Annotated in this window: 21 protein-coding genes, 1 other RNA gene and 2 pseudogenes; 13 read left to right on the top strand and 11 right to left on the bottom strand. The window is 66.9% G+C overall.

Going from position 1 to position 26,405, the window contains the following annotated elements; translation table 11 throughout:
* Nucleotides 1–13: 13 nt before the first annotated feature.
* The 4 genes from L1Z78_RS23650 to L1Z78_RS23635 form a co-directional block, all read right to left on the bottom strand.
* Entirely contained in the window at nucleotides 14–2,116 is a 2,103-nt protein-coding gene (locus tag L1Z78_RS23650) for a type VI secretion system Vgr family protein (protein WP_234638773.1), read from the bottom strand.
* A gap of 208 nt (nucleotides 2,117–2,324) precedes the next feature.
* On the bottom strand, nucleotides 2,325–3,089 hold the full coding sequence (locus L1Z78_RS23645; RefSeq protein WP_234638772.1) for a hypothetical protein: 765 nt from the start codon (nucleotides 3,087–3,089) through the stop codon (nucleotides 2,325–2,327).
* A 178-nt stretch (nucleotides 3,090–3,267) separates the two neighbouring features.
* Complete coding sequence (locus tag L1Z78_RS23640; protein ID WP_234638771.1) at nucleotides 3,268–4,302, bottom strand: LLM class oxidoreductase; 1,035 nt, start codon at nucleotides 4,300–4,302, stop codon at nucleotides 3,268–3,270.
* Between the two features lie 80 nt (nucleotides 4,303–4,382).
* Nucleotides 4,383–5,072, bottom strand: coding sequence for a glutathione S-transferase family protein (locus L1Z78_RS23635; protein ID WP_234638770.1), 690 nt, complete (start codon nucleotides 5,070–5,072; stop codon nucleotides 4,383–4,385).
* A gap of 101 nt (nucleotides 5,073–5,173) precedes the next feature.
* On the opposite strand from L1Z78_RS23635, the gene L1Z78_RS23630 reads away from it, so the two are divergent.
* Nucleotides 5,174–6,070, top strand: a complete 897-nt coding sequence (locus tag L1Z78_RS23630) for a LysR substrate-binding domain-containing protein (protein WP_234638769.1) — start codon at nucleotides 5,174–5,176, stop codon at nucleotides 6,068–6,070.
* Nucleotides 6,071–6,214: 144 nt separating this feature from the next.
* Here the strand turns inward: L1Z78_RS23630 and cysK are convergent, their stop codons facing one another.
* Nucleotides 6,215–7,132: a cysteine synthase A gene (gene cysK, locus L1Z78_RS23625; protein WP_234638768.1), complete on the bottom strand. Its 918-nt coding sequence runs from the start codon at nucleotides 7,130–7,132 to the stop codon at nucleotides 6,215–6,217.
* A 128-nt stretch (nucleotides 7,133–7,260) separates the two neighbouring features.
* Here cysK and L1Z78_RS23620 point away from each other — a divergent pair, with 128 nt between their 5' ends.
* Nucleotides 7,261–8,205 carry a LysR family transcriptional regulator gene (locus tag L1Z78_RS23620; protein ID WP_234638767.1) on the top strand — a complete coding sequence of 315 codons (945 nt, stop codon included), beginning with the start codon at nucleotides 7,261–7,263 and terminating at the stop codon, nucleotides 8,203–8,205.
* Nucleotides 8,206–8,210: 5 nt separating this feature from the next.
* Here the strand turns inward: L1Z78_RS23620 and L1Z78_RS23615 are convergent, their stop codons facing one another.
* The 4 genes from L1Z78_RS23615 to L1Z78_RS23600 form a co-directional block, all read right to left on the bottom strand.
* Nucleotides 8,211–9,575, bottom strand: coding sequence for an amidase (locus tag L1Z78_RS23615; RefSeq protein WP_234638766.1), 1,365 nt, complete (start codon nucleotides 9,573–9,575; stop codon nucleotides 8,211–8,213).
* A 50-nt stretch (nucleotides 9,576–9,625) separates the two neighbouring features.
* Nucleotides 9,626–10,303 (bottom strand): DUF2848 domain-containing protein, encoded by a 678-nt coding sequence (locus tag L1Z78_RS23610; RefSeq protein ID WP_234638765.1) that lies wholly within the window; start codon nucleotides 10,301–10,303, stop codon nucleotides 9,626–9,628.
* A gap of 74 nt (nucleotides 10,304–10,377) precedes the next feature.
* A complete protein-coding gene (locus L1Z78_RS23605; protein WP_234638764.1) occupies nucleotides 10,378–11,697 on the bottom strand; it encodes an MFS transporter in 1,320 nt (439 codons plus the stop codon).
* 253 nt (nucleotides 11,698–11,950) lie between these two features.
* A complete protein-coding gene (locus tag L1Z78_RS23600; protein WP_234638763.1) occupies nucleotides 11,951–12,850 on the bottom strand; it encodes a DMT family transporter in 900 nt (299 codons plus the stop codon).
* Nucleotides 12,851–12,946: 96 nt separating this feature from the next.
* Between L1Z78_RS23600 and L1Z78_RS23595 the strand changes: the two genes are divergently transcribed.
* Both L1Z78_RS23595 and rnpB read left to right on the top strand, forming a co-directional pair.
* Nucleotides 12,947–13,741 carry an AraC family transcriptional regulator gene (locus L1Z78_RS23595; protein ID WP_234638762.1) on the top strand — a complete coding sequence of 265 codons (795 nt, stop codon included), beginning with the start codon at nucleotides 12,947–12,949 and terminating at the stop codon, nucleotides 13,739–13,741.
* 56 nt (nucleotides 13,742–13,797) lie between these two features.
* Nucleotides 13,798–14,223: RNase P RNA component class A (gene rnpB, locus L1Z78_RS23590), an RNA gene on the top strand.
* A gap of 50 nt (nucleotides 14,224–14,273) precedes the next feature.
* Here the strand turns inward: rnpB and L1Z78_RS23585 are convergent.
* Both L1Z78_RS23585 and L1Z78_RS23580 read right to left on the bottom strand, forming a co-directional pair.
* Nucleotides 14,274–15,017 (bottom strand): S4 domain-containing protein, encoded by a 744-nt coding sequence (locus L1Z78_RS23585; RefSeq protein WP_234638761.1) that lies wholly within the window; start codon nucleotides 15,015–15,017, stop codon nucleotides 14,274–14,276.
* 43 nt (nucleotides 15,018–15,060) lie between these two features.
* Nucleotides 15,061–16,731 carry an MBL fold metallo-hydrolase gene (locus tag L1Z78_RS23580; RefSeq protein WP_234638760.1) on the bottom strand — a complete coding sequence of 557 codons (1,671 nt, stop codon included), beginning with the start codon at nucleotides 16,729–16,731 and terminating at the stop codon, nucleotides 15,061–15,063.
* Nucleotides 16,732–16,846: 115 nt separating this feature from the next.
* Here L1Z78_RS23580 and dapF point away from each other — a divergent pair, with 115 nt between their 5' ends.
* From dapF to mraZ, 9 genes and pseudogenes are all read left to right on the top strand, one after another.
* Entirely contained in the window at nucleotides 16,847–17,707 is an 861-nt protein-coding gene (dapF, locus tag L1Z78_RS23575; protein ID WP_234638759.1) for a diaminopimelate epimerase, read from the top strand.
* Nucleotides 17,704–18,417 (top strand): DUF484 family protein, encoded by a 714-nt coding sequence (locus tag L1Z78_RS23570; RefSeq protein ID WP_234638758.1) that lies wholly within the window; start codon nucleotides 17,704–17,706, stop codon nucleotides 18,415–18,417. The genes dapF and L1Z78_RS23570 overlap by 4 nt, the downstream gene beginning before the upstream one ends.
* Nucleotides 18,418–18,430: 13 nt before the next feature.
* On the top strand, nucleotides 18,431–19,450 hold the full coding sequence (locus L1Z78_RS23565) for a tyrosine recombinase XerC (protein ID WP_234638757.1): 1,020 nt from the start codon (nucleotides 18,431–18,433) through the stop codon (nucleotides 19,448–19,450).
* A 132-nt stretch (nucleotides 19,451–19,582) separates the two neighbouring features.
* Complete coding sequence (locus tag L1Z78_RS23560; protein WP_234638756.1) at nucleotides 19,583–20,692, top strand: CobW family GTP-binding protein; 1,110 nt, start codon at nucleotides 19,583–19,585, stop codon at nucleotides 20,690–20,692.
* A gap of 219 nt (nucleotides 20,693–20,911) precedes the next feature.
* Nucleotides 20,912–21,718 (top strand): annotated as a pseudogene (gene dksA, locus L1Z78_RS28120) (RNA polymerase-binding protein DksA).
* 45 nt (nucleotides 21,719–21,763) lie between these two features.
* Nucleotides 21,764–23,540 (top strand): annotated as a pseudogene (locus L1Z78_RS23550) (STAS domain-containing protein).
* A gap of 50 nt (nucleotides 23,541–23,590) precedes the next feature.
* A complete protein-coding gene (hslV, locus tag L1Z78_RS23545; protein WP_234638754.1) occupies nucleotides 23,591–24,136 on the top strand; it encodes an ATP-dependent protease subunit HslV in 546 nt (181 codons plus the stop codon).
* Between the two features lie 102 nt (nucleotides 24,137–24,238).
* Entirely contained in the window at nucleotides 24,239–25,558 is a 1,320-nt protein-coding gene (gene hslU, locus L1Z78_RS23540; protein ID WP_234638753.1) for an ATP-dependent protease ATPase subunit HslU, read from the top strand.
* A gap of 408 nt (nucleotides 25,559–25,966) precedes the next feature.
* Entirely contained in the window at nucleotides 25,967–26,395 is a 429-nt protein-coding gene (gene mraZ / locus L1Z78_RS23535; RefSeq protein WP_234638752.1) for a division/cell wall cluster transcriptional repressor MraZ, read from the top strand.
* Nucleotides 26,396–26,405 lie beyond the last annotated feature (10 nt).

The raw sequence follows: 26,405 nt of genomic DNA, 5'->3' as shown, positions 1-26,405 counted from the left end.
GGTCACCTCGAAATCATTCTTTGGGTGGAAACGTGTTTTCGACCTGGGCCTTGATGACGGCGTCGCCAAGCCTTTCATGGGGCGCCAGGTCTTCACTGTCATATCCATCCGGATTGAGCTGGAGGTTGCCGCTCCTGGTGAGGATGATCCCGTCCGCCTCCATGGCCGCCAGCAGGAATTGATTGCCCTTGATGACAACCTTTCCTTCCTTTGTCATGTGGAAAAGGCACTCGCCGCAGGTGATGGTGAATGTCTCCCCGGCTTCCAGGAAGACATGCCGGCCCACATTCATCTGGTGATCCTGGCCTATCCAGTCCTCCGCGTCTTTCTTGATGGTATGGGTGCGGTTGTCCTTGATTTTCAGAAGCTCGTTGTCCAGCACTGTTTCATCACGGGTTCCGACGATGGTGATGGTTTCGTTTTGCTGGACGAGTTCCGTGCGATTTTGTCCTATGGTGTTGGTTTCATTGCCATCCACATCCTTGGTTCTATTGGCACCGACCCATTTCGTCTCGTTGTTCTCGACCTCGGTGAGCTGATCTTTCTGCGCATGCAGCCACAGCTGCTCCGCACCGGCCTTGTCCTCGAAGCGCAGGACATTGGCCGTGCCCGGGCTGTTCTTCATGCCGTCGCCCGGCACGCCGCCCTTGCTGGAATGCGTCTTGATGCCCGACTGCGTCTTGTTGGCCGGCAGATCCCAGGGCGGTATCTGCAAGGCGTTGTAGACGCGGCCCGTGATGATGGGATGGTCCGGGTCGCCGTTGAGGAAGTCGACGATGACCTCCTGCCCTATGCGCGGGATGTGCATGCTGCCGTAGCCCGCCCCCGCCCAGGTCTGGCTGACGCGGATCCAGCAGCTGGAGTTCTCGTCCATCTTGCCGTAGCGGTCCCAATGGAACTGCACCTTCACGCGGCCGTACTTGTCGGTGTAGATCTCCTCGCCCGCGGGGCCCGTGACCACCGCCGTCTGCGGGCCCGTGGTGTGGGGCTTGGGCGTGCTGCGCTGGCTGCGGTAGGCCACGCTCTTGGGCACGGTGGCGAAGCTGATGCGGTAGGTGGTGGGGCTGTCCGTGCCCGCGCGCTTGGAGCGGCCGCTGCCGCCCGCGCCGTCGCTGCGGCGCACGTTCTCCTCGAAGCGGTAGGTGGCCGACTCGATCAGGTAGGGCTTGTTCTGGTCCTGGCGCGGGTACTTGCTGAGCGTGAACAGGTAGCCCGGCGCGATGTTGCGCGCGTTGCCCTCGCCCTGCGCCATCTCGCGCTGCGCCTTCTGCTGCTCGATGCGCACGCGGGCATAGTTCTCGCCATCGCCCTGCTGGGTGTAGCCGCCGGGCCAGTCGAAGATCTCGCGGCTGTCCTCGGTGTGGCCCGCAGGCTGGCGGTGGCGCGTGGTCAGGTCGGCCTTGGGGCGTTCGAAGTCGTAGTCGTCGGCCTCGAAGTGGCCCGAGGCGATGTCCTCGGCGAAGGTCCAGCCATCGATGTGGTCCTCGTCCTTCACGTGGGCCGCGCGGTCGCCCGAGTAGTAGGGGATGGTGGCAGGTCCGTTGGGCAGCGGGCTCAGCGAGCCGATGTCGTCGGCCAGCACCAGGGTGTGGCTGCCCTGGCTGTGGGAGAAGAAGAAGAAAATTCCCTCTTGCTCCATGAGGCGCGAGACGAAGTTGAAGTCCGACTCGCCGTACTGGACCATGTAGACCCACTCACGGTAATGGCCGGTGAGCTTGTTGTCGATGGAAAAGCCATAGGGCGCCAGCACTTCCTGGATGATGTCCGGTACCTTCTTGAACTGGAAGATCTTGAAGTCCGATCGGCGCGTGGCATGCCATAGCCAGGGGCGCAGCAGGGCTTCGTAGCTGAAAAAATCCCCGTCTCTGCCGGTGTAGGTGAATTGCGTCACCTGGCCCGAGAGATAGCGCTTTCCACCCCCGCCCGATTCCGTGGTGAGATCGATCTCCACGCTCATGTCCTTGCCCAGCAGGGCCTTGGCGGAGATGGAGGGGCTTTCGCTGATCAGGCTCACGCGGAATTCGAAGAGGCGGGAGATCTGCTCCTCTCCGGACAGGGTGCGGAATTCCAGTTGGTCGCCCAATGGACTGTGCGCCATGAAGGTACGGTTCGACATTTTCTCTCCCTTGTGGTTGGTGGTGAATGGTGGGTGCGGCCAATCAGGCGCGTGGATTGTCCTGGGGGGCAAGGGGCGGAATATGCCATTCCCGCAGCATGGGCTTCAGTTCGGCGGGCGGAGTATGGCGCAGGACGGCATGGCCGGGGGGCTCATGGCGATGGCGAATAAGTAACAATTGTTGTGGATCACTGGAAAGCACGGCGGCCTAGTGCAATCGTGAAAACTCCTGCCAACCCTCTTCGCCGAATTGTTCCGTGAGAGTGGACCTTGCATAGTCCCAGGCGATTCGCAGCACTTGCTGATGGGTCCTGCGCTTGATGGTCCAGGCTTTGCGGCGCAGCTGTCCCGGCCTGCTTTCGTTGCCTGCGACGAGGTACAGGCAGTCACAGCCTTTGCTGCCCTGGAAAACGACCTTCAGGCGCAAGCGCATGAATTGGGGCCGCACGGCGTCGAACCAGGCATTGAGCAGTCGCAGCCTTGCGTGCTCATCGGGCATGCCGGACAGACTGGCGGTACTCAAGGTGGCCGTCCAGGCAATCAGCCGGCCATTGATGCGCTTGGCAGAGACACCGGCAATGCCGGACGTATTGTTGGAACGCAGCATGGTGCGTTGCGTCAACTGGGTATGGGGCGGAAAAAGGCGCATGACCGCATCGCGGTAGGCGACGGCCCGCAGCCATGCCGATTCCTGGCCGCCATAGAGGCTGTCCGCGAAATGGCGCGCATAGGTCCTGCGGTGGCGCTTGATGCTGGCGGACCAGTGCAAGTGGCGGGTGCCAAGGCCCGACGCGATTCCTTCGACCCGGGTGACGCAATAGGTGTTTTGCAATGGAATGTCTTGCACGGTGTTCAGTTTTCCGATGATCCGCATGGCCTTTTGCCCGCGATGCCGGCTGGGCCGGATCGCGCGGTTTTGAGCAGTGCAGATGGTATGGAGGAAAGCGGATTGCCCACGTGCCATGGAGTCCATGACGCAATGGTGCGAACGTCATGTGCTAAAGACTACCACGTTAAATGCGTCGATGGTTTAAAACTATCGTGAAACGAAAGCATTATCAGAATATTCCTAGAAAGGGGTAGACCCTTTCCGATATTTCGACCATTTATTCCTTTTTTCGATCGGGTGGGAATGGGCCTGGGAGCACACGCTACCAGTCGGCTTGCGCAGGCTGCGGCCCCGGATGGGAAGGAAACAGCGGCAGCACTTCCTGCGCCAGTTCCTGGAGTATTTCGGACGCCGGTCGCCGCGAGTGCTGGATGCCCAGGGCCGCATGGTTGACGCCGGCATCGCGCCATCGGCCGAGCAGGTCGATCAGGCCCTGGCGCCCGGTTTGCAATAGATAGCCGCCGCGCAGCGGCGTGGGCGGATGGGCGGGGTTGTCCACGAGGTCCAGCCACTCGTTGGTGGCGTGGGGCCGAAAGCCCGCATCCGGGATCAGTGCGCGCCAGGCGGCGATCTTGCGGGCCAGGCGCAGCGGGCCTTCGGCCGTGTGCGTGGCGTCGGGGTAGGTCAGCCAGCCGTCGGCCTGGCGGGCGATCCACTCCAGCGGCTGGCCCGATGCGCCGGTGACCATCAGCGGAATGCTGCCGTGCACGGGCTGGGGCAGCAGCTCGGCCCCCGCAAAGCGGCCCAGCGGCGACTCGATGGCGATGCGCCCCGGGTGCATGAGCTGGCGCAGATAGTCCATCGATTGCGCAAAGAGCTCGCTGCGCTGGCCGTGGTCCAGGCCATAGGCGGGAAATTCCATGGGGCGGTCGCCCGAGGCCACGCCCAGCACCAGCCGCCCGCCCGACAGGCGGTCGATGCTGGCCGAAGCCTTGGCCACGTCGATGGGATGGCGCAGCGGCAGCACGGCGCTGCCCGTGGCCAGGGCGATGTGCCGTGTGCGCGCCGCGAGAAAGGCCAGGTAGGTGAAGGGATCGAAGAGCTGGCCGGCGTCGCCGAAGCCGGGGTCCAGCAGCGGCACGTCGCGCACCCAGGCCGCGGCGAAGCCTTGGCGGTCCAGGGCCTCGACCAGCCGGGCCTGGCCTTCCAGGACGCGCATGTCGCCGCTGTAAAAGCGCAGCGGCAGGAAGATGCCCAGCGTGAGTGCGCCCGGCGCGAACATGCGGCGGTAGCCGGGATGGCGGGCAAAGGCCTCGAAAGACGCGCCCATGGGCTGATAGGTGGAGGAAGAGGTCATGGGGTTCATCGGAGACAAGGGATGTCGGCCTGGGCAGGACCCGGGCCTTGGGGTGGTCGAAGCTGCGGGCCGGCGGCGCATCACGGGCCGGTGGCGGGCGCGGGCAGGGCGATGCCGCGCTGCACGGCGGGGCGGGCCGCCACGCGCTCGTGCCAGGCGCTCAGGTGGCGAAAGCCGCTGAAGTCGAAGTCGATGACGCGGGCGATATGGGTCCAGCCGAAATGGGCGATGTCGGCCATGGAATAGTCCTTGCCGGCCAGGTAGGCATGCTGCGAAAGGCGGGCATCCAGCGTGGCGAATGCCTCCTCGGTCAGGCGCCTGTAGCGCGCGACGGCCTCGGGGTTGCGGTGCTGGTCGAAGATCTCGAAGTGCACGCGCTGGCCCAGCAGCGGGCCCACGCTGGCCGCATGGAAGAGCAGCCACTGGATGGCCTGCCAGCGCTCGGGCGGCGCGGCGGGCATCAACCGGCCGGTCCTGTCGGCCAGGTACAGCAGGATGGCGGCGGATTCGAACAGCGTGACGCCATGCACCTCGTCCACCAGCACGGGGATGCGGCCATGCGGATTCAGGCGCAGAAAGCCGGGCCTGCGGTGCTCGCCCTGGTCGATGCGCACATGTTCCAGCGCATAGGGCAGGCCCAGTTCCTCCAGCGCGATGCTGATCTTGAAGCCGTTGGGCGAGCTGTCGCTGTAGAGCCTAAGGCTGGCGCCTGCCTGCGTGGAGGAGGGTTTCCGGGCAGGCTGGGGATGATGTAGATAATCTAAACTCATTGGCGCTCCTTGATGGCATGTGTTGATGGGTTCATCATCGTTTGGATATGCCAATTGGGGAAAACGATTTATCCTGTGGACAAGGTTTAGGAAAACTCATCATGGCTGCTCCCATTCCCTTGCTGGCGCTGCGCGCGTTCGTGGAGGTCGGCCAGCGCGGCAGCCTCCGGGCCGCCGCCGACGGCATGCATGTCACCCCGGGCGCGGTCAGCCAGCAGATCCGGCTGCTGGAAGAGCGCGTGGGGGTGGCGCTGTTCACGCGCGAGCGCCAGGGCCTGCGGCTGACCGAGGCGGGTGCCCGCGTCCATCCGGGGCTGCTGCAGGCCTTTGCGCAGATAGAGTCCTGCATGCAGGCGCTGGAGCGCATCCGCGCGCGGCCCACGCTCACGGTGAGCACCATGGCCAGCTTCGCCGCCGCCTGGCTGGTGCCGCGGCTGGGCCGCTTCAATGCGCTGCACCCCGGCATCGAGGTGCGCGTGGAGGCCAGTGCGGCGGTGGTGGACTTGCAGCGCAGCCACGTCGATGTGGCGCTCAGGCATGGCCTGGGCGAGTACCCGGGCCTGGAGGTGCGGCCTCTGATGGCGCCCGTGCTGGTGCCCGTGGCCCGCCCGGGCCTGGTGTCCGGTCCCCGCCGCATCCGCAAGCCGGCCGACTGCCTGGGGTATCCGCTGCTGCACGACAGCGAGCGCGCCGACTGGCCGCTGTGGCTCGCGGCCCATGGCGTGGCCGTCGATGACAGGGCCGGCGCCGGCATGGCCTATGGGGATGACTTCCTGCTGATCCGTGCGGCCGAGGCCGGCCAGGGCCTGGCCCTGGTGCCCCGGGAGTACGCCGCCGAGGAGATCGCGGCGGGCCGCCTGGTTCAGGTGCTGGACCGCCCCTGGCCCGCCCGCTTCGCCTACTACGCGGTCACGCGGCCCGAGTCGATGCAGCGGCCGGAGGTGCGGGCTTTCGTGGATTGGGTCACGCAGGAGGCGCAGGCCTCGTGCGCGCCATGAGCACGGCGGCCATGGCGGCCAGCACGGCCAGGCCGGCGGCGGTCCGGCCCGCGAAGAAGGTGCCGCAGGCCGATGATGAAAAACTGCGTGGCGCCAAGGAAAAAGGCCCCGATGGGGCCTTGTTTCGCTGTCGGTGCGCGCCGTTCAGGCCGGCAGAAAGCCTTCGACGGACAGGTAGCGCTCACCCGTGTCGTAGTTGAAGCCCAGCACCTTGGCGCCTGCGGGCAGCTCGGGCAGCTTTTGCGCAATGGCGGCCAGGGTGGCGCCCGAGGAGATGCCGACCAGGATGCCTTCCTCGCGGGCCGAGCGGCGTGCGTATTCGCGCGCGGGTTCGGCCTCGACCTGGATCACGCCGTCCAGCAGGCTGGTGTCCAGGTTCTTGGGCACGAAGCCTGCGCCAATGCCCTGGATGGGGTGGGGCGAGGGCTGGCCGCCCGAGATCACTGGCGATGCGGCAGGTTCCACGGCGAAGACCTTGAGCTGGGGAAATTTCGCCTTCAGCACGCGGGCCACGCCCGTAAGGTGGCCGCCCGTGCCCACGCCGGTGATCAGCACGTCCAGGCCTTCGGGGAAGTCGGCCAGGATTTCCTCGGCCGTGGTGCGCACGTGCACGTCGATGTTGGCGGGGTTCTCGAACTGCTGGGGAATCCAGGCGCCGGGCGTCTGCGCGGCCAGCTCCTGGGCGCGGGCGATGGCGCCCTTCATGCCCTTTTCCTTGGGCGTGAGGTCGAAGCTGGCGCCGTAGGCCAGCATCAGGCGGCGGCGCTCGATGCTCATGCTCTCGGGCATGACCAGCACCAGCTTGTAGCCCTTGACGGCCGCGACCAGGGCCAGGCCCACGCCGGTGTTGCCGCTGGTGGGCTCGATGATGGTGCCGCCGGGCTGCAGCGCGCCGGATCGCTCGGCATCCTCGACCATGGCCAGCGCGATACGGTCCTTGATGGAGCCGCCGGGGTTGCCGCGCTCGGACTTGACCCAGACGTTGGCACCGGCGCCGAACAGGCGGTTGATGCGCACATGGGGGGTTTTGCCAATCGTTTGCAGGATGTTGTCAGCTCTCATCGGACCTCCGCGAGTTGGGGTGGTGGTTGGACAGTGGGCAGCGCAGCCAGTGTGCGCGAACACGAAACAGTCATTTTGCACGCTGCTGTTCTATGCATGGGCTATATCGATATGGCTAACATCGCCGCATGAATCTACGGTTCCTGGAAACCTTCGTGCTGCTGGCCGAGCTGCGCAATTTCCGCATGACGGCCGAGCGCCTGTACACCACGCAGGCCGCCGTCTCCAGCCGCATCGCCACGCTGGAGCAGGAGTTCGGCGTGCGCCTGTTCGACCGCGGCGTGCGCGAGGTCACGCTGACGGCCGACGGGGCCAAGGCCCTCATCCATGCCGAGCGCATGCTCAAGCTCATGCGGGAGATGCGCGAGGACATGCTGGACAAGCAGGCCTATGCGGGCGTGATCCGCATCGGCGCCATCGAGTCCATCGTGCACAGCTGGTTTCCCGAGTTCCTGGCCTTGCTGCACCAGCGCTACCCGAGGCTGCGGGTCGAGATCGCTTCCGACACCACGATCCACATGTCCGAGCAGTTGCTCAAGGGGCAGCTGGATCTGTCCTTGCAGGCCAAGCCCGTGTCCTCGGGCGTCATCAGCCATCTGCCGCTGGGACAGTTTTCCATGCGCTGGGTGGCCAGTCCCTCGCTGGGCATCGGGGACGAGGCCCTGGGCCTGGCGGAGCTGGCGGCCTTTCCCATCGTCAGCTTTGCGCGCGGCACCGAGCCCGTGACCTACATCGAGCAGCTGTTTGCCTCGGAGATCGGTGCGACGGTGCACCTGAACTGCATCGCCTCGGTGGCGACCATGATCCGCGTGGTCTGCGACGGGCTGGGCGTGGCGACCCTGCCGCCGGCCATCATCCAGCGCGAACTGGCCGACCGGAGCCTGCGCCTGCTGCGCGTCGATCGCCAGTTCCCGTCGCTGCCGCTGGTGGCCTGCTATCGCAATGACCTGCAAAACCCGCTGACCGAGGTGGCAGCCCGCGTGGCCGAGGAAGCGGCGATTGCCTTCGCGCTCAGGCATGGCGCGGACACCGCCTGCCCGCCGGGCAGCGACCTTGCGCCTGAAAGCCGCTGAGTCCCTCAGTCCTGCGCCAGCAACTGTTCCACGGCCAGTGCCATGGACAGCAGGCGCCGGTCCTGCCCGCCCGCAGCGGCCAGGCTCAGGCCCACGGGAGCCTCGCCTGCCTGGTGGCAGGGCAGGGAGATGGCGCAGCCGTCCAGGAAGTTGATCAGCGTGGGGTTGCGCAGGATCAGGCCGTTGGAGCCGAAGTAGGCTTCGTCGCTGGCCGTGAGGCCGGCAATCTTCGGGGCGATTACGGGGACGGTGGGCATGATGAGCGCGTCATGGTCGGCCAGCTGCGCTTCGACGCGGGCAATCCAGTGCTTGCGGCGTGCCAGCAGGTCGATGTAGTCGGCCGCGCTGATGTCCTTGCCGCGCAGGATGCGCGTGCCCACGCGGGGGTCGTACTCGTCAAGGCGCGTGGCCAGGTAGCCCCGGTGCCAGGCCCAGGCTTCGGCCGCCGTGAAACCGCCCTTGGCATTGATTTCGGCCAGCTCGCCGAAGGGTTGGACCACGGCATGGGTGACTTGCGCACCGGCCTGGGACAGGCGCGACAGCGCAAGCTCCCAGGCGGCGGCCACGGCCGCGTCCATGCCGTCCAGCACCACGTTGGTGGGCGCCAGCAGGCGCAGGCCCTGCAGCGGCGCGGCATGCAGTTCTTGCAAGGGTTCGCCCGAAAGAATGGCGTCCAGCGTGGCGCAGCAGCGCACGCTGGGTGCCAGCGGGCCGATGGAGTCCAGGCTGGCCGACAGCGGCAGCACGCCTTGCATGCTCACGCGGCGCGCCGTGGGCTTGAAGCCGGTGAGGCCGCAAAAGGCCGAGGGAATGCGCACCGAGCCGCCCGTGTCCGAACCGATGCCGGCCATCGCCATGCCATCGGTGACCGAGATGGCGGCGCCCGAGGACGAGCCGCCGGGAATGCGCCCGCCATCCACGTCGCGCTGCCAGGGGTTGCGCGGCGTGCCGTAGTGCGGATTCAGGCCCAGGCCCGAGTAGGCGAACTCGGTCATGTTGGTCGTGCCCACGATGACGGCACCGGCCTGGCGCAGGCGCTGCACCACTTCGGCCGTGCGCTGCGCGGGCGGTGCGTCGGCCAGCAGGCGGGAGCCCGCCAGCGTGGGAAAGCCCGCGATGTCGAACAGGTCCTTGACCGAGATCGGCAGCCCCTCGATGGGCGAGCGTGCCAGGCCGGCGGCGCGCAGCGTGTCGCTGGCGCGGGCCTCGGCCAGGGCCGAGCCCTGGAAGACGCGCGTGAACACCTTGGGGCCTTCCCCCGCCATGGTCCGGGCCAGCGCCTGCTCGGTCAGTTGCACCGAGGAGGTTTCGCCGCCATGCAGGCGCTGTGATGCCTGTTCCAGGCTGGGCAGGGGAAGGGCTTGGGTCATGGGGGAAGTCCTGTGGGTGAAGGCGGGCGTGGGTGGATCGGAATCGCGGCTCAGGCCACGACGTCCAGCAGTTCGCTGCGGTAGCTGTGGCGGATGGAACGCTGGCTGCGGGGATCGTACAGCTCCATGGCGAACTGCGTCGAGGGGCGGATGCCACCGATGGCGCCCACCGTGCCGCAGGTCATGCCGCAGCCCTCGGGCAGCAGCTCCTTGCCGCCCGTGAAGCCCGCGATCAGGTCCCGGGGCGTGCGCAGGCTGGACAGCGTGCCTTCCTGGTAGAGGACCTCGCGGCCGTCTTCCTCGATCCACGAGCGCACGACCAGCTCGTCCCAGTGGCCGGCCACGTCGGCGAAGCGCCAGGCCTGGGTGGCCACGGGCTTGACGCAGGTTTGCTTGGAGAAGGCCACGCTGTAGGCCTCCAGCTTGCGGTCCGTGTGGTCGGAGGCCAGGCTCACGAACATCTCGCCTTCGTGCGTGAACACGAAGACCTCGACCTCGCCCGAGGAGTCCGGGCCCAGCACCTGCAGCGCGCTGCGCTGGCTCAGCTGGTTGCTGGAGATGCGGTAGTACAGCGGCACGGCGCTGGGGCGAGGGATGCCGATGGCGGCCAGCTCCTCGATGTGGTGCTCGATGGCCTCGCGGTCGCGGCCGGCCCAGCCGGCGACGATGAGCGTGTCGAAATCAGGAGCGAAGGTCTGGCCTTCGGGGGTGGTGAACTGCAGTTGCATGGCAGGGGATCCGGGAAAGGGGGCTTGGCCCCGCAGGACAAGAGGAAGGGCACGCGCCGGGCGGCGCGCGGCGGTCATTGCTTCTTGACGAAGAGCACGACCAGGAAGGCGGCGGCGAATTCCAGTGCCGCCACGAAGTACAGCCCCGAGGACAGCGAACCCGTGCTGGTCTTGAGCGCGCCGATCATGTAGGGCGCCACGAAGCCGGCCAGGTTGCCGATGGAGTTGATGAGGGCGATGCCGCCTGCGGCCGCCGTGCCGGCCAGGAAGGCCGCCGGAATCGACCAGAACACGGGAAAGGCCGCGAGGATGCCGATGGAGGCCAGCGTCAGCGCGCACAGGGCGAGCACGGCGCTGTGCAGCAGCAGCCCCGTCAGGATCAGGCCGGTGGCGGCGATCAGCGCGGCGATGGCGCAGTGCATGCGGCGCTCGCCGGTCCTGTCCGAGTGCATGCCGTTCCAGACCATGGCCAGCGTGCCGGCCAGGAAGGGGATGGCCGAGACCAGGCCGATCTGCAGATTGTTCTGGATGCCGATCTCCTTGATGATGGACGGCGACCAGAACGCGATGGTGGCGTTGCCGCTGACGATGCAGAAATACACGGCCGCGCACAGCCACACGCGGTAGTTGCGGCAGGCATCGAGGAAGGACACATGCTTGTGGCCAGCCTGGTTCTCGGCCTCCACCTCGGCCGTCACGGCACGCTGCTCGGCTGCGCTCAGCCATTGGGCGTTGGCAGGCTTTTCGGGCAGGTACAGCAGTACGAAGAAGCCGGCGACCACCGAGGGAATGCCCTCCAGGATGAACAGCCACTGCCAGTTGGCCAGATGGCCCACGCCCTGCATGCCGTTCATGATGGCGCCCGCGATGGGGCCTCCCACGGCGCCCGCGATGGCGAACGAGGTCATGAACAGGCTGTTGACGCGCGCCCGGTGGCGGGCCGGGAACCAGTAGGTGAGGTACAGCACCACGCCCGGGAAGAAGCCCGCCTCCACCACGCCGAGGACGAAGCGCAGCACGTAGAACATGGCGGGCGTGGTCACATAGGCCATGGCCATGGAGGCTGCGCCCCACAGGATGGTGATGCGTGCCAGCGTCTTGCGCGCGCCGATCTTCTCCAGCAGCAGGTTGCTGGGCACCTCGAACAGGAAGTAGCCGATGAAGAAGATGCCGGCGCCCAGGCCGTAGACGGCCTCGCTGAACTGCAGGTCGTCGAGCATCTGCAGCTTGGCGAAGCCCACGTTGACGCGGTCGATCCAGGCCAGGATGAAGAGCAGCACCAGGAAGGGAATCAGGCGCCAGGCGATCTTGCGGTAGGTGGCGTCCATGTCGAGGGACGATGCCTCGCCCGGGCCTTGGGCGAGGGGGTGTGCGGCGGATGCCGGGCTGCTCATGCGGGTCTCCTGTCTTCGAAACGGCGGCGGGCACACGTGCCGGGGTGGGGCGTGGCCTGTGTGTCGTGGGAACTTCAGGCGCCGGGCGCTTGAAATGGTTCCTGTGGCGGCAGTATCGAAAGGCAGGACAGGGCTGTCCAACAAGAAATTCTGAGCGCGCCTGAACGCAAATTCTTATGGGCTGTCGTGGTGCGGGTGCCGCACCGGCCTGCGGCGTGCGTGCACCATCAAGGATCGGAAAACCCCGGGTATTTCAGGCAGCCGCGGCCGCGCGCGGTGCGCGCAACGGCTGCTTCCACAGCTCGGCCAGCAGCAGGCCGCCGATGGTCAGCACGCCGCCCACCGCGTGGTAGGCGGCCAGCGGCTCGCCCAGGGCCATGAAGGCGATCACGGCCGTGAAGATGGGCACGAGGTTGAAGAACATGCTGGAGCGGCTGGGGCCGATGCGGGCCACCGACATCATCCACAGCAGCGGCGCGGCGATGGAGGCCATGATGCCCGCGAAGCCCACCAGCGGCAGGTTGGCCGCGTTCAGCCCGGTCCGGGGCGCGAGCAGGAACAGGGGCAACTGGGCGATCACCGCCACGATGATCTGCAGATACAGCAGCTGCACCGTGGCCAGGCGCGGCATGGGCCAGCGCTTGAGCAGGATGTTGTAGACCGCATAGGCCAGCATGGCCACCAGCATCAGCGCATCGCCGCCGTTCAGGCCCTGGGTGAACAGGGTGGACGGCTGTCCCGAGGACACGACCAGGGCCACGCCCGCGATGGCCAGCAGGCTGCCGACCAGGGCGCCCCGGCTCAGGCGCTGGCCCAGCATCGCGGTGGACAGTGCCAGCACCATCATGGGCGTGAGCGAGCCGATCAGGCCCATGTGCGTGGCCGACGTCATGTGGGCCGCGTAATAGGCCAGGCTCTGGTAGATGACCATGCCCAGCAGGCCCAGCACGATGAGCCGTGGCAGCAGCGGCCGGACGTCGGCGCGCTGGCGCCATATCGACGGCAGCAGGAAGGGCGTGAACAGCACGGCCGCCACCAGCCAGCGGTAAAAGCCGATCTCGGCCGCGCCTATGCTGTCGGCGGCCAATTTGCTGACCACGGTGTTGACCGACCAGATGATCACGGCGGTCAAAGGGAAAAGGTAAGACCCCATCGGAACACTCCTAAGACTGGTCCTATCATCGTTGTGTCTGACTTCAGGTGCATCCCTGGTTTCGGACAATCGATAGCGTAACCCGGACCATCCGCCATGCCCAGCCCCAGCAAGCCCATGCGCATCCAGAACGTCGAGGATGTGCCCGGCGATTACTTCTTCCGCTACGACGAGTTCGGCGCCCACACCGAGGCGCCGCCGCACAGCCACAGTTGGGGACACCTGAACTATGTGCCGCACGGCAGCATGCGCATGGAGACCCTGGGCGTGCGCTGGGTCGCGCCGCCGCAGTACGGCATCTGGATACCGCCGGGCGTGGTGCACAGCTGCTATGTGGCCCATGCCGTGGTCTACCGTTCGGTCTACCTGGCGCCTGCGCTGTGCGGGGCCCTGCCCGGGCAGCCCTGCTCGCTGCGCATAGGGGCCATCATCAAGGCCATCCTGGCCGACTTTGCCGTGCGCGACGTGCATATTCCGGCCTCCGACGCCGACCTGCGCCTGGCGCGCGTGCTCTACGACCAGTTGCTCGCCGTGCCGGTGGAGCCGGGCTACCTGCCGGCCGCCCAGCATCCGGCCCTGGTGGAAGTGCTTTCGGCCATGCGCGCCGCGCCGCACGACCATCGCAGCCTGGCGCAATGGGCGGCCAGCGTGCACATGACCGAACGCACGCTGGCGCGCCACTGCCAGCGTGAACTGGGCATGGGCCTGGGCGAGTGGCGCCAGCGCATGCGCTACCTGCAGGCCATCGACGCGCTGGAGGCCGGCCTGAGCGTGCAGCAGATCGCCTACGACCTGGGCTACAGCACGCCCTCGGCCTTCATCGCCATGTTCCAGCGCGAGGCCGGCACCTCGCCCGAGCAGTTCCGGCGCGAGTTCTGCACGCCGCCATGAGGCTGTTGCGCCATCTGCCTGCAGCCCGGCCCCAGCCGCGCGATAATGCCGGCCGTGAAGCACGCCAGACCGCCGCTGGTGCAATCGTGGAAACACGGCACTGGAGGAACGTCCGGACTGCACAGGGCAGCGTAGCAGCTAACGGCTGTCCACCGCGAGGTGAGGATCAGAGCAACAGAGACGAGTTTGGACGGAACCATCCCCCCCGGGTGTTCTGTGGGTCGGCGCAAGCCGAACCGGCTGGCGCAAGCCAGACGGTCCATGCGCAAGCATGGAACCCACAGCCACCTTGGACGGGAACCGTCCAAGGTGAAACGGGCAATCTCTACGCGCAGCAACACCAAGTAGGCACACGTTGACGGGGCCCCCGGAGTGTGCGGGTAGGTGGCACCGAGCCGGGTGGCGACACCCGGCCCAGATTAATGGCGGTCACATGCGGGCAACCGCGTGCACAGAATCCGGCTTATCGGCGCGCTTCACACTTTCTTCCGTGCCCTGCCCGCGGCAGGGCATTTCCATGGGGCTCCAGGCACTAGAAGCGCTCCCAGGGCATCATGTAGCGCCATTGCCCCTCGGGCACCTTGGCCAGCGAGACGCGGCCTATGCGCAGGCGGCGCAGGCTGACGACCCTGAGGCCGACTTCGGTGCACATGGCCTCGATCTCGTCGGGGGCGATGCCCTTGAGGGCGAAACGCAGATGGGTTTCGTTTTGCCAGCTCACGCGGCAGGGCGGCAGCTGGCGCTTGCCTATCGGCAGACCCGCCTTCATCAGCTCCAGGCCGTCCTCGTGGATCCGGCCTTCGACGCCGACGATGCATTCCTGCTCCAGCCACATGCCTTCCTCGCCCAGCTTGCGCGCCACGCGTCTGTCCTGGGTGTAGACGATGAGGCCGCTGGCCGGCAGCGGCAGGGGCAGGAAGGATTCGAGGTTCTTGAAGTGCTGGGCCAGCACCAGCAGCGGCATGGGCGTGTCCACCTGGGCCATGCTGGCCTCGCCCAGCAGGGAGTGCGCGCTGCGCACCCGTCCGTAGGGGCGGCCCTGGGTATAGCCCGCAGGCTTGTTCATCAGCAGGGTGACGGGTGGCACGGCCTCGGGCTGGGCGCCGCTGCGCAGCACGACCTGCTGGTCAGGGCGCACGCGGGTCTCGGGCAGTTGCACGACCTTGCCGTCCACCTGGACGTTGCCGGCGGTGATGTGCAGCTCGGCCTCGCGGCGCGAGCATTGTTCCTGTTCGGCCAGGCGCTTGGACAGGCGAACGCTTTCAGATTCAGACATGCGCGCAGCTTAACCAGATACGGGGCGGTCCGCGCGCTGCCGGTCATTGCCGGGTGCAGAGGGCCCGGATGCGCTCCACGTGGGCCAGCAGCGAGCGCTCGGCAATGGGCCACAGACGGGATGGGGCATCGTCATAGGCCAGGCGTACCCAGTCCTGCACGCTGCCGTCGGGCAGTTGCCGCATGGCGGCCAGCACCTTGGCCTCGCGCGCGAGGCGGTGGGCCTTGAGCCTGGCGATCGCCTGGCGCGCGAAGCCCAGCACGTAGCCGTGGGCCGGCAGGATGAACTGCGCGCCATGCGTGGCGCACAGTGCATCGAGCTTGTCCAGCGAGTCGATGTAGTCGCGCATGTTGCCGTCAGGCGGGTCGATGATGGTGGTGCTGCCGTTGAGGATGTGGTCGCCGCTGAACAGCAGGGCGTCTTCTTCCAGAAGGAAGCACACGTGGTTGGCCGCGTGGCCGGGCGTGAAGACGGCGACCAGCGTGTGGGTGGTGCCGCCCGGTGCATCGTGCAGCACGATGCGCTGACCATCGGCCAGCGCGTAGTCGGGCGTGAAGCGACTGGCCGGGCGGGCCGTGGGCGCCGATGGCAGGCCACCGATGGCCGGCCGCGGCCGGCCGGCCTGCACCGCCAGCGCCTGCAGCAGCGCGGCACCTGGCGAGTGGTCGGCGTGCGAGTGCGTGCACAGGATGTGGCGGATGTCGCCGCCGGCCGCATCGAACAGGCGCTGCACATGCCCGGCATCGGCCGGGCCGGGATCGATGGCCGCGTAGCCCGTGGACGCGTCGCCCACGAGATAGCTGTTGGTGCCCGGGCCGGTCATCACGCCGGGGTTGGGCGCGGTCAGGCGAAGCAGGTTCTTGCGCAGCGGCACGGCGCGTTCGCTCTGCCAGTCCAGCGTATGCAGGATCTGGCCGTCGGGGCAGACCATCTCCAGTTCGCCGAAGGGGGCTTCGTCCTCCATGTGGCGCGCTTCCTTGCCATCGAGAAAGCCCGTGCGCGGACAGCATTTCCATAGCGGCTGCTCGCCCGTCAGGGCGGCGAACACGGCATCGGTATCCGCGAAGCGGCTGAGCCGGTCCAGCGTGCGTATCGTGGGGAAGATCATGGGAAAGCCACCGGCATGGTGGCGTTCCAGCGCCTCCTGCGGGCGCACCCAGATGGGTTCGAACTGCTCGGAGCCGTCGGCGTCGGGTTCCTGGTCCTCGGGCATGCGCGCCACGAAGAAGGGCACGTCGAAGCGCCGGGGCTGGTCTCGGTCGGCCGTCCAGTGGGCCAGGTACCACAGGGCGTCCACGGCCAGGCGCAGGCCGCGCGCCTCGCACTGCGGCACCAGCGGCGCCTTGCGGTCCAGCGTGGCCAGCTCCGCGGCGGATACCGGCCGGCCCAGGGCGTCGTAGGCCAGCAGGATGCCGAGTTCCTCGAAAGTCTCGCGCAGGCCGGCGATGGCCTGGGTGATGCGCAAGGCGTCGGCGGCCTGGGCGGGGCGCGTGCTGGCGCAGGCATGGGCAGTTTCGGCGGCATCCTGGGCCTCGATGCCTCCGCCCGGAAACACATAGGCGCTGGGCACGAAGCTGGCCCTGGCCGATCTGCGCGTCATGAGGACTTCAAGTCCCGGGCCGCCGGCGCAGTCGCGCAGCAGCAAAACAGTGGAGGCCTTGAGCGTGTCTACGGGCTGGCGCTGGGGGTGCAGAAGCTGGCTGGAACGGGTCATGGGACCATTATGCGGATCGGGCCGCATCCCGCTGTTGCGCCGGAGACGCAACGGCCCCGGCGGGGCATGGCCACGGATTGCGCCACGGGATGCCTGCGCAGGGGATAATCGCGCCATGCAGATCCGCTTTTCCAAGATGCAGGGCGCAGGCAACGATTTCGTGGTGCTCGACGAAACCGCCGGCCCGCTGGGCCTGAGCGCAGCCCAGTACCGCTTCCTGGCCCATCGCCATTTCGGCGTGGGTGCCGACCAGATACTGACGGTGCGGCCTTCGCCCGCGGCGGGTATCGATTTCGAATATGTGATCCACAACGCCGACGGCGGCGAGGTCGAGCAGTGCGGCAATGGCGCGCGCTGCTTTGCGCGCTTCGTGCACGACAAGGGCCTGACCGACAAGCACGTGATCCGCGTGCAGACGCTGTCGGGGGTGATCGCCCCCGAGCTGCATGCCGACGGCCGTGTCACCGTGGACATGGGCCGGCCCGTGCTGGAGCCGTCGCTGGTGCCCTTCGATACCCTGGGCCTGGCGTCCCGGCCGCTGGGCGCGGGGCAGCAGTGGCCCTTGCAGCTGGGCACCGAGGCCACGGTCTGGATCGCTCCCGTCTCCATGGGCAACCCGCATGCCGTTCAACTGGTCGAGGATGTGGACCATGCGCCCGTGGCCCAGTGGGGCCCGCTGATCGAGCGTCATGCGCGCTTTCCCCAGCGCGTCAATGCGGGATTCATGCAGATCGTCGATCGCGGCCAGGTGCGGCTGCGCGTTTTCGAGCGCGGTGCCGGCGAGACGCTGGCTTGCGGCACGGGCGCCTGCGCGGCCGTGGTGGCGGGCATACGCTGGGGGCTGCTCGATGCGCGCGTCGATGTCCAGACCCGGGGCGGCCGGCTGACCATCGAGTGGGACGGCGGCGCTGTGCGCATGACCGGTCCCGCAGAGTTTGTTTTTGAAGGACAGATCGAGGTTCCTGACCAGCCATGAACAGCACTACCGATATCGCCGTCACCGAAGAGACGATTGCCGACTACCTGCTGCGCCATCCCGAGTTCTTCGAGCGCCATGCCGAGATGCTCTCGCGCGTGCAGCTGGTCAGCAGCCACAGCCCGCGCACCGTGAGCCTGCAGGAGCGCCAGGCCGAGATGCTGCGCGAGAAGATCAAGGGCCTGGAGCACCGCATCATGGACATGATGCGCCACAGCAGCGAGAACGCTTCCATCGCCGACAAGCTCCACGCCTGGAGCTGCGCCCTGGCCAAGGTCCAGGATCTGCGCGAGCTGCCCCATGCACTGACGGCCAGCCTCCAGCATCTCTTCGAGGTGCCCCAGGTCGCGCTGCGCCTGTGGGGCGTGGCGGGCGCCCATACCAGCAGCATCTACACCATGGGCGTCAGCGAGGATGCCAAGTCCTTCGCGGCCTCGCTGACCATGCCCTTTTGCGGGCCCAACATGGGCTTCGAGCCGGGTGGCTGGCTGGTGGACCCCGATGCGGCCCAGTCTCTGGCCCTGCTCACGCTGCATGACGGCGACAGCGGCAACCCGGCCCATGCCTTCGGCATGCTGGTGCTGGGATCGCCCGACCCGTTGCGTTTCGAGGCCACCATGGGCACGGAGTTTCTCTCGCGCATCTCGGCGCTGGCCAGCGCCGCGCTGTCGCGCATGCGGCCCGCGCCGCTGACGCTGGCCCGCGCCTGAGGCGCGCAAGCCCATGCCGGGAGCATCGGACCTGCCAGGGCTGGCGCAACCGGATGCGCTGGACCTGGCCACGCTGCCCGCCGTGTTCCTGGCCTATCTGGAGCATGTGCGCGTGCAAAAGCGCCTGGCCGAGCGCACCTGCCAGCTCTATGCGCTGGATCTGGCCCGGCTGGACGCCATGGCGCGCGATGCCGGCCTGGCGCCCTTGGCATTGCAGCCGGTCCATATCCGCCGCTTCGTGGCGCAGATGCATTCGCGCGGGCGCAGTCCGCGCGGCATCGCGCTCATCCTCTCGGGCTGGCGCAGCTTCTTTCGCTGGGCGGCGCGGCAGTCGCTGATCGCCTTCAATCCTGCCGAGGGCGTGCGCGCTCCCAAGGCGGCCAAGCCCCTGCCCAAGGCGCTGGGTGTGGACGATGCCGTGCAACTGGCCACCTTCGGCGACGTTCAGGCCGATCCCTGGATCGAGGCCCGCGATGCCGCCATCACGGAACTGCTCTACAGCTGCGGCTTGCGCGTGGGCGAACTGGTGGGCCTGGACGTGGCCCCGGGCAGGGACACGCAGCGCGAGGGCCGTGGCTGGATAGACCTGCAGGCCGCCGATGCCCATGTCCAGGGCAAGGGAGGCAAGCGGCGCAGCGTGCCCGTGGGCGCGGCTGCGGTGCAGGCGCTCCAGCGCTGGCTGGCCCTGCGCGAATCGGGCCTGGCGGGGGCGGCGGCGCAGGCGGCCCGGCAGGAAGCGGCCCTGTTCATCGGCCGGCGCGGCGAGCGCCTGGGCGCGCAGTCGGTCTGGGCGCGCCTGCGCCAGCGGGGGCAGCAGGCGGGTCTGAACTCAGGCGTCCACCCCCATGTGCTGCGCCATTCCTTCGCCAGCCACGTGCTGCAATCGAGCGGCGACCTGCGTGCCGTGCAGGAATTGCTGGGCCATGCCAGCATTTCCACCACGCAGATCTACACGCGCCTGGATTTCCAGCACCTGGCCCAGGCCTACGAGAACGCCCACCCGCGCGCGCTGCGCAAGGACGGCGACAAGTAGCGCCCCGGTTCCTGCACAACCCCGGCTGTGCCAGGCACTTGACAGCCTCGCTAAACTTGTCCGGACCGTCTTTTCGGCAAGGCCCATTCCTGACGGATGGGCCTTGCCGCTTCCCCTTTTGAAAGCAAACCCATGGCACTGATCCCCGTCACCATCCTCACCGGCTTCCTGGGCTCGGGCAAGACCACGCTGCTCAAGCGCGTGCTCAGCGAATCCCACGGAATGAAGATCGCCGTCATCGAGAACGAGTTCGGCGAGGAGAACATCGATACCGACATCCTCAGGACCGAATCCAAGGAGCAGATCCTGCAGATGAGCAACGGCTGCATCTGCTGCACCATCCGTGAAGACCTGCGCGAGACCCTGCAACTGCTGGCCGCCAAGCGCCGCAAGGGCCTGGTGGAGTTCGAGCGCATCGTGATCGAGACCACCGGCTTGGCCGATCCCGGCCCCGTCGCCCAGACCTTCTTCATGGACGACGAGATCGCCGAGACCTACCTGATCGACTCCATCCTGACCCTGGTGGATGCCAAGCACGCCAGCCAGCAGCTCGATGACCGCCAGGAAGCGCGCCGCCAGGTGGGCTTCGCCGACCAGATCTTCCTGTCCAAGACCGACCTGGTCAGCGAGGGCGAGAAGGACGCACTGGTGCACCGCCTCAAGCACATGAACCCGCGCGCGCCCATCCGTGCCGTGCATTTCGGCGAAGTGCCCGTGAGCGAGGTGTTCGATCTGCGCGGCTTCAACCTCAATGCCAAGCTGGACATCGATCCCGACTTCCTCAAGGAAGACGATCACGACCACAGCCATTGCGACCATGACCATGGCAAGTGCGAGCACGGGCATGAGCATGGGCATGAACATGACGCGCACTGCGATCATGACCACGGCCATGGACATGGGCATGGCGAGCACTGCAAGCATCCGCACCACCATCACCATGACGACGACGTCAAGAGCTTCGTCTACCGTGCCGACCGCGCTTTCGACCCTGCCCGCCTGGAGGACTTCCTGGGCGCCATCGTCAACATCTACGGGCCGCGCATGCTCCGCTACAAGGGCGTGCTGAACATGCAGGGCACGGAGCGCAAGGTGATCTTCCAGGGCGTGCACCAGCTCATGGGCAGCGACCTGGGACCGCAGTGGTCCGAGGGGGAGAAGCGCCAGAGCAAGATGGTCTTCATCGGCATCGACCTGCCCCAGGACATCCTCCAGCAGGGCTTGGAGCAGTGCCTGGTCTGAGGGGTTTGTGAACCTTTGTGAGAAAACCGGCCCGCGTTTGCTGACATCTGATTGACGGTGGCCTGCCCGCTTGCGCAGGCGGTCACTGTGCATCCCTGTAGGGTATGTGCAACGGCTTGCGCTCCCGTAGGGCATCGCTACAATCGCGCCCCTGTAGAGAGCCCGCAAGCCCCGTGGACTTCCCCGCAAGGGACTGTCCATACTGTGAGGAGACAGGAAGTGAGCGCCGAATCCAGCAAGAAGCCGACAGTGGCCGCCCGCGCCACGGCTGCGAGGAAGAGGGCCGTGGTCCCGGCTGCGGCCGGTGCTGCCGACCCGATCTCCCGCACCGGCCTGCAAGGGGGCTTCTGCGCACGCGGCATCCGCAAGGCCAGGATCGCCGCACCCCGCCGTGCGGGGAACGCTGCGGGCGGCGCACCCCAGGCGACCGTCTGTCCTGCATGGCATTCGACCCAGGCGCCCCGTTTGACAGTACCATCCATGGCCCCGTCCGAAGCCTTCGGCGCGGACTAAGTTAGCGAAACCAACACTATGCCTACCACTACGCAAACGCCTTCGTCGGGAGCGACGAAACGAGACCCCAAGCTGGCCAATGCCTGGAAGACCAAGTCGGCGGAAGAACTGACGGATGCCGAAGTGCTGGCCATGTCCGATGACGAGTACATGAACGAGAAGCAGATGGCGTTCTTTCGCCTCAAGCTGCTCAATCTCAAGCATGACATGCACACCAACGCAGGCGAGACGGCGGAAAACCTGCGCGAGGACACCGTGGTGGTTCCCGATCCGGCCGACCGCGCCACCATCGAGGAAGAGCACGCGCTGGAACTGCGCACGCGCGACCGCGAGCGCAAGCTGCTCAAGAAGATAGAGCAGTCCATCGCCCGCATCGACGCCGGAGACTACGGCTACTGCGACGAGACCGGCGAGCCCATTGGCGTGGGTCGCCTGCTGGCGCGTCCCACGGCGACGCTGTCGCTGGAGGCGCAGCAGCGCCGCGAGCTCAAACAGAAGATGTACGGAGATTGAGGCGCGGCAACGGCCTTCGGGCCGTTGGTGCTAATCTGACTCGCCATGGCAAAAGAAGAGAGCAGCAAATCGGGAGGGTTGTTGTCCAAGGTGGTGCGCTTCGTGCGCCACCCCACGGTCAACTGGTCCGATCTGGACGGCCTCGACGAGGACCAGGAAAGTCAGTACAGCAAGCAGGCGCTCAAGGAGATGATCGAGCGCAAGCGCCGCAACGACTTCGTGCGCAAGCGTGAATTCGAACAACTGCGCCGCCTGCGCCAGACCGAGATGCAGCAGGCGTCCCGGCCCGGCAGCGCCCCGGCCGCAGTGTCCGGGCCCCAGGCTCAGGGATCCCAGTTCCTCAGCAGCCTGCTGAGCTCCAAGTCCTCCGGAGAGCGTGCCGTCACGCTCAAGAAGATCGACGAGATCGAGGCACAGATGTCCCAGCAGTGGTGGAGGGGCAAGCAGACGGCCGATGCAACGACCATGCCCATGGCGCTGCCGGCAGGTGGCAATCCGGCGCCGGCCTCGTTCCGCAAGCCGCCGCCATCGGGTCAGATTCCCCTGCTCAGCGACGTGGTTCCACCGGCCATTGCTTCCGCTGCGGATGCGGCCGCATTCGCGACCACCTTGCCCATGGGCCTGGCGCCCGCGCCGCAGGTACCCTCCGTTTCCACGCCCCCCCCCCTCATCGACCCCCAGCCCATGGCGCGCCCCTTCGGCCGCTGGAGGGGCGACCGATTTCCTGCCGGCCTTCGCGGCCACCGAGGTGTCTCCTCCGCAACCCATGGACATGGTGCCGCCCTGTTTCGTGGTGTTCGAGCACGACGCCGACCTTGAGGAGCCGGCCATCCTGTTCGCCAACGGAGACACCGACGGGGCCGAGCAGGGCATGCTGGAGCTGATCGCGCGGCGCGACGTGCCCGCGCAGCTGCCGGTCTGGCTGGCCTTGCTGGACCTGTACCGTGCCGCCGACCGTCCGGCACAGTTCGACAAGGCGGGCATCGAGTTCGCCGCGCGCTTCGGTCGCTCCGCCCCCCAGTGGTTCGCCATGACGAAGCAGCGCTCCGGCGTGGTCGCTGCTGCTTCGGGGGCCGTGGCCCCGCAGGGGTGGCGCTGGAGTGCGCCAGCCCAGATCACGCCCAATGGCGTGACGGCGCTGAAGGTCTCCCAGGCCAAGGCTGGCGGACCCTGGACCCTGGACTGGGCGGCCGTGGCCGGCATCGACGAGGCGGCCGCCCCGGCGCTCGAGGCCTTGCTGCAGCAGTGGGCCGATACGCAAGGCGTGTTCGTGCTGCTCAATGCCGAGCGGCTGCTTGCACTGCTGGGCGCGCGCAGTCCCTCGGGCGATGGCAGCGTGGATACGCTGTGGTGGCGCCTGCGCATGGCGCTGCTGCGGTTGATGAACCGCCAGGATGATTTCGAGCTGGTGGCGCTGGACTATTGCGTCACCTACGAGGTCTCCCCCCCGCCGTGGGTGGATCCCGTTGCCCAGTGCATGACCCAGGCCGCAGATGCCGGCGCCCCCGAGGTACCGGCTCAATTCGGCCCTGTGGAGGAGCAGGCCGTACGGTTCGTGCTGGCTGGCATCATCGAGGGCGACGCCTCCTCCTGGCTGGATCCGGTGCAGGAGGGCGCCAGCCTGGGCGAGCCCGTGGTCATCGATTGCACGCAGCTGGTGCGCATGGACTTTGCGGCAGCCGGCTCCGTGCTCAACTGGGCGGCCCACATGCAGTCGCTGGGCCATGTGATCCAGTTCAGCCAACTGCACCAGCTGGTGGCCGTGTTCTTCAACGTGATTGGCATCCAGGAACACGCGCAGGTCAATCCGCGCAAGGACTGATTCGCGGGGCGCCCTTGACAAGGGAATGTCCGCCCTCATCTGCCACCGCTATGGAACAGTATCACGGCACCACCATCATCAGCGTGCGCCGGCAGACCCCCGAAGGCGTGCAGGTCGCCATCGGTGGCGATGGCCAGGTCACTTTGGGCAACATCGTCGTCAAGGGCACGGCGCGCAAGGTGCGCAAGCTCTACCACGGCAAGGTGCTGGCCGGCTTCGCTGGCGCCACGGCCGATGCCTTCACGTTGTTCGAGCGCTTCGAGGCCAAGCTCGAAAAGCACCAGGGCCATCTGACACGTGCTGCCATCGAGCTGACCAAGGACTGGCGCACCGATCGCGTGCTGCGCCGCCTGGAGGCCATGCTGGCCGTGGCCGATGCATCGGCTTCGCTCATCATCACCGGCAACGGCGATGTGCTGGAGCCCGAGCAGGGCATCGTGTCCATCGGCTCGGGCGGCGCCTACGCGCATTCCGCGGCCAAGGCGCTGCTGAACAACACCGAGCTGTCGGCCGAGGAGATCGTGCGCAAGTCGCTGGGCATTGCTGGCGAGTTGTGCATCTACACCAACATGCACCACACGGTCGAGACGCTCTGAGACCTCGGCGGCGGCCCCGTGCTGCCGTCTGGCCCCCTGAATTTGATAGCCGACAGGGTCCGTGCAACGGACGCCTGCGGCGGATTTGACCTCATAGACACCATGTCCTCTGCCATGACTCCCCAGGAGATCGTCTCCGAACTGGACCACCACATCGTCGGCCAGGCCGGCGCCAAGCGCGCCGTGGCCATCGCGCTGCGCAACCGCTGGCGCCGCCAGAAGGTCGCCGACGGCCTGCGCCAGGAGATCACGCCCAAGAACATCCTCATGATCGGCCCCACGGGCGTGGGCAAGACCGAGATCGCGCGCCGCCTGGCGCGGCTGGCCGATGCGCCCTTCATCAAGGTGGAGGCCACCAAGTTCACCGAGGTCGGCTATGTGGGCAAGGACGTGGATGCCATCATCCGCGACCTGGCCGAGGTGGCTGTCAAGCAGACGCGCGAGGCCGACATCAGGAAGCTGCGCCTGCGCGCCGAGGATGCGGCCGAGGACCGCATCCTTGACGTGCTCGTGCCCCAGGCCCGCAGTGGCGAGGTGGCTGCGGACAACACGGCGCGCCAGGTCTTTCGCAAGAAGCTGCGCGAAGGCCAGCTCGACGACAAGGAAATCGAGATCGATGTCGCCGATGCGCCGCCCCAGGTGCAGATCATGGGCCCCCAGGGCATGGAGGAGATGGCCGAGCAGTTGCGCGGCATGTTCAGCCAGATGGGTCAGGAAAAGCGCAAGACGCGCAAGCTGCGCATCGCCGAGGCCATGAAGCTGCTCACCGAGGAGGAAGCCGCCAAGCTCGTCAACGAGGACGACGTGCGCACGCGCGCCATCGCCAATGCGGAGCAAAACGGCATCGTCTTCATCGACGAGATCGACAAGGTCGCCACGCGCCAGGAGACCAGCGGATCCGATGTCTCGCGCCAGGGCGTGCAGCGCGATCTGCTGCCCCTGGTCGAGGGCACCAGCGTGACCACCAAGTACGGCATGGTCAAGACGGACCATATCCTGTTCATCGCCTCGGGCGCCTTCCACCTGTCCAAACCCAGCGACCTCATCCCGGAGCTGCAGGGGCGCTTCCCGATCCGCGTGGAACTCGATTCGCTTTCGGTCCAGGACTTCGAGGCCATACTGACCCAGACCCACGCCTCGCTGGTCAAGCAGTATCAGGCCCTGCTGGCCACCGAGGGCGTGACGCTGGAGTTCACTCCCGAGGGCATCACCCGGCTGGCCGGCATCGCCTTCGAGGTCAACGAGCGCACCGAGAACATCGGCGCACGCCGCCTGTCCACCGTGCTGGAGCGCCTGCTGGACGAGGTCAGCTTCGACGCCGCCAGGCTCTCGGGCCAGACCGTCACCATCGACGCGGCCTACGTGGACCAGCGCCTGCAGTCGCTGAGCCAGGACGAGGACCTCTCGCGCTTCATCCTCTGAGATCGCCGCCCGGCATGCCGTTTGCCGGGTGTCCGTGCCCCCCGGGGCCGGCCGTTGAGCCTGCGTTCCGAAGTGACTGCCCGCATTGGCGGGCAGTCACTTTTTGTAGGAGGGTCGCCCGAGTTGCACCCGGTCGCCAGCGAATTGAATCGTTGCAATTGCCTGCCGGCATTGAGAGTTCACTTGCAGTCACCCCCCTAAGTGCTTGTAAAGCCTTGGTTTTTTGTCAGTACTCACATTGCATTCGATCTCTAAGTCGTTGATTTCATTGCAAATAATTGTCCGTTCCCGGGTTGTGAAACACCAAATTGCTGCTACAGTGCAAAAAAGTGCAATTAAGTGGTGAAAGTTGCCTTTGTGGCCCGATGTCCGGGACGCGATGGCTCCAACCGACCGGGGTGACTGACCGTGTTTCAAGGGGCGTCCTCGCTGAATCTCGATGGAAAGGGGCGGCTGTCCGTGCCGACCCGGCATCGTGACGCCCTCCTGGCCATGGCCCAGGGCCAGGTCACCCTCACCAAACATCCCCATGGTTGCCTGATGCTGTTTCCGCGCACCGAGTGGCTGCAGTTTCGCGAGCGCATCGCGCAGCTGCCGATGTCGGCGCAATGGTGGAAGCGCATCTTCCTGGGCAACGCCATGGACGTGGACATGGATGCCACCGGTCGCGTGCTGGTGTCGCCCGAGTTGCGCGAGGCGGTGGGCCTGACCAAGGAGGTCGTGCTGCTGGGCATGGGCAACCATTTCGAGCTGTGGGACAAGGCCACTTATGAGGCACAGGAAGCGAAGGCCATGCAGGAGGAGATGCCTGCGGCCTTCCAGGATTTTGCGTTCTAGGAAAGAGGCG

It is taken from the genome of Delftia tsuruhatensis (assembly GCF_903815225.1).
In the GTDB taxonomy this organism is placed as follows: Bacteria; Pseudomonadota; Gammaproteobacteria; order Burkholderiales; family Burkholderiaceae_C; genus Comamonas; species Comamonas tsuruhatensis_A.
This window is presented reverse-complemented; position numbering and strand designations above follow the sequence as displayed.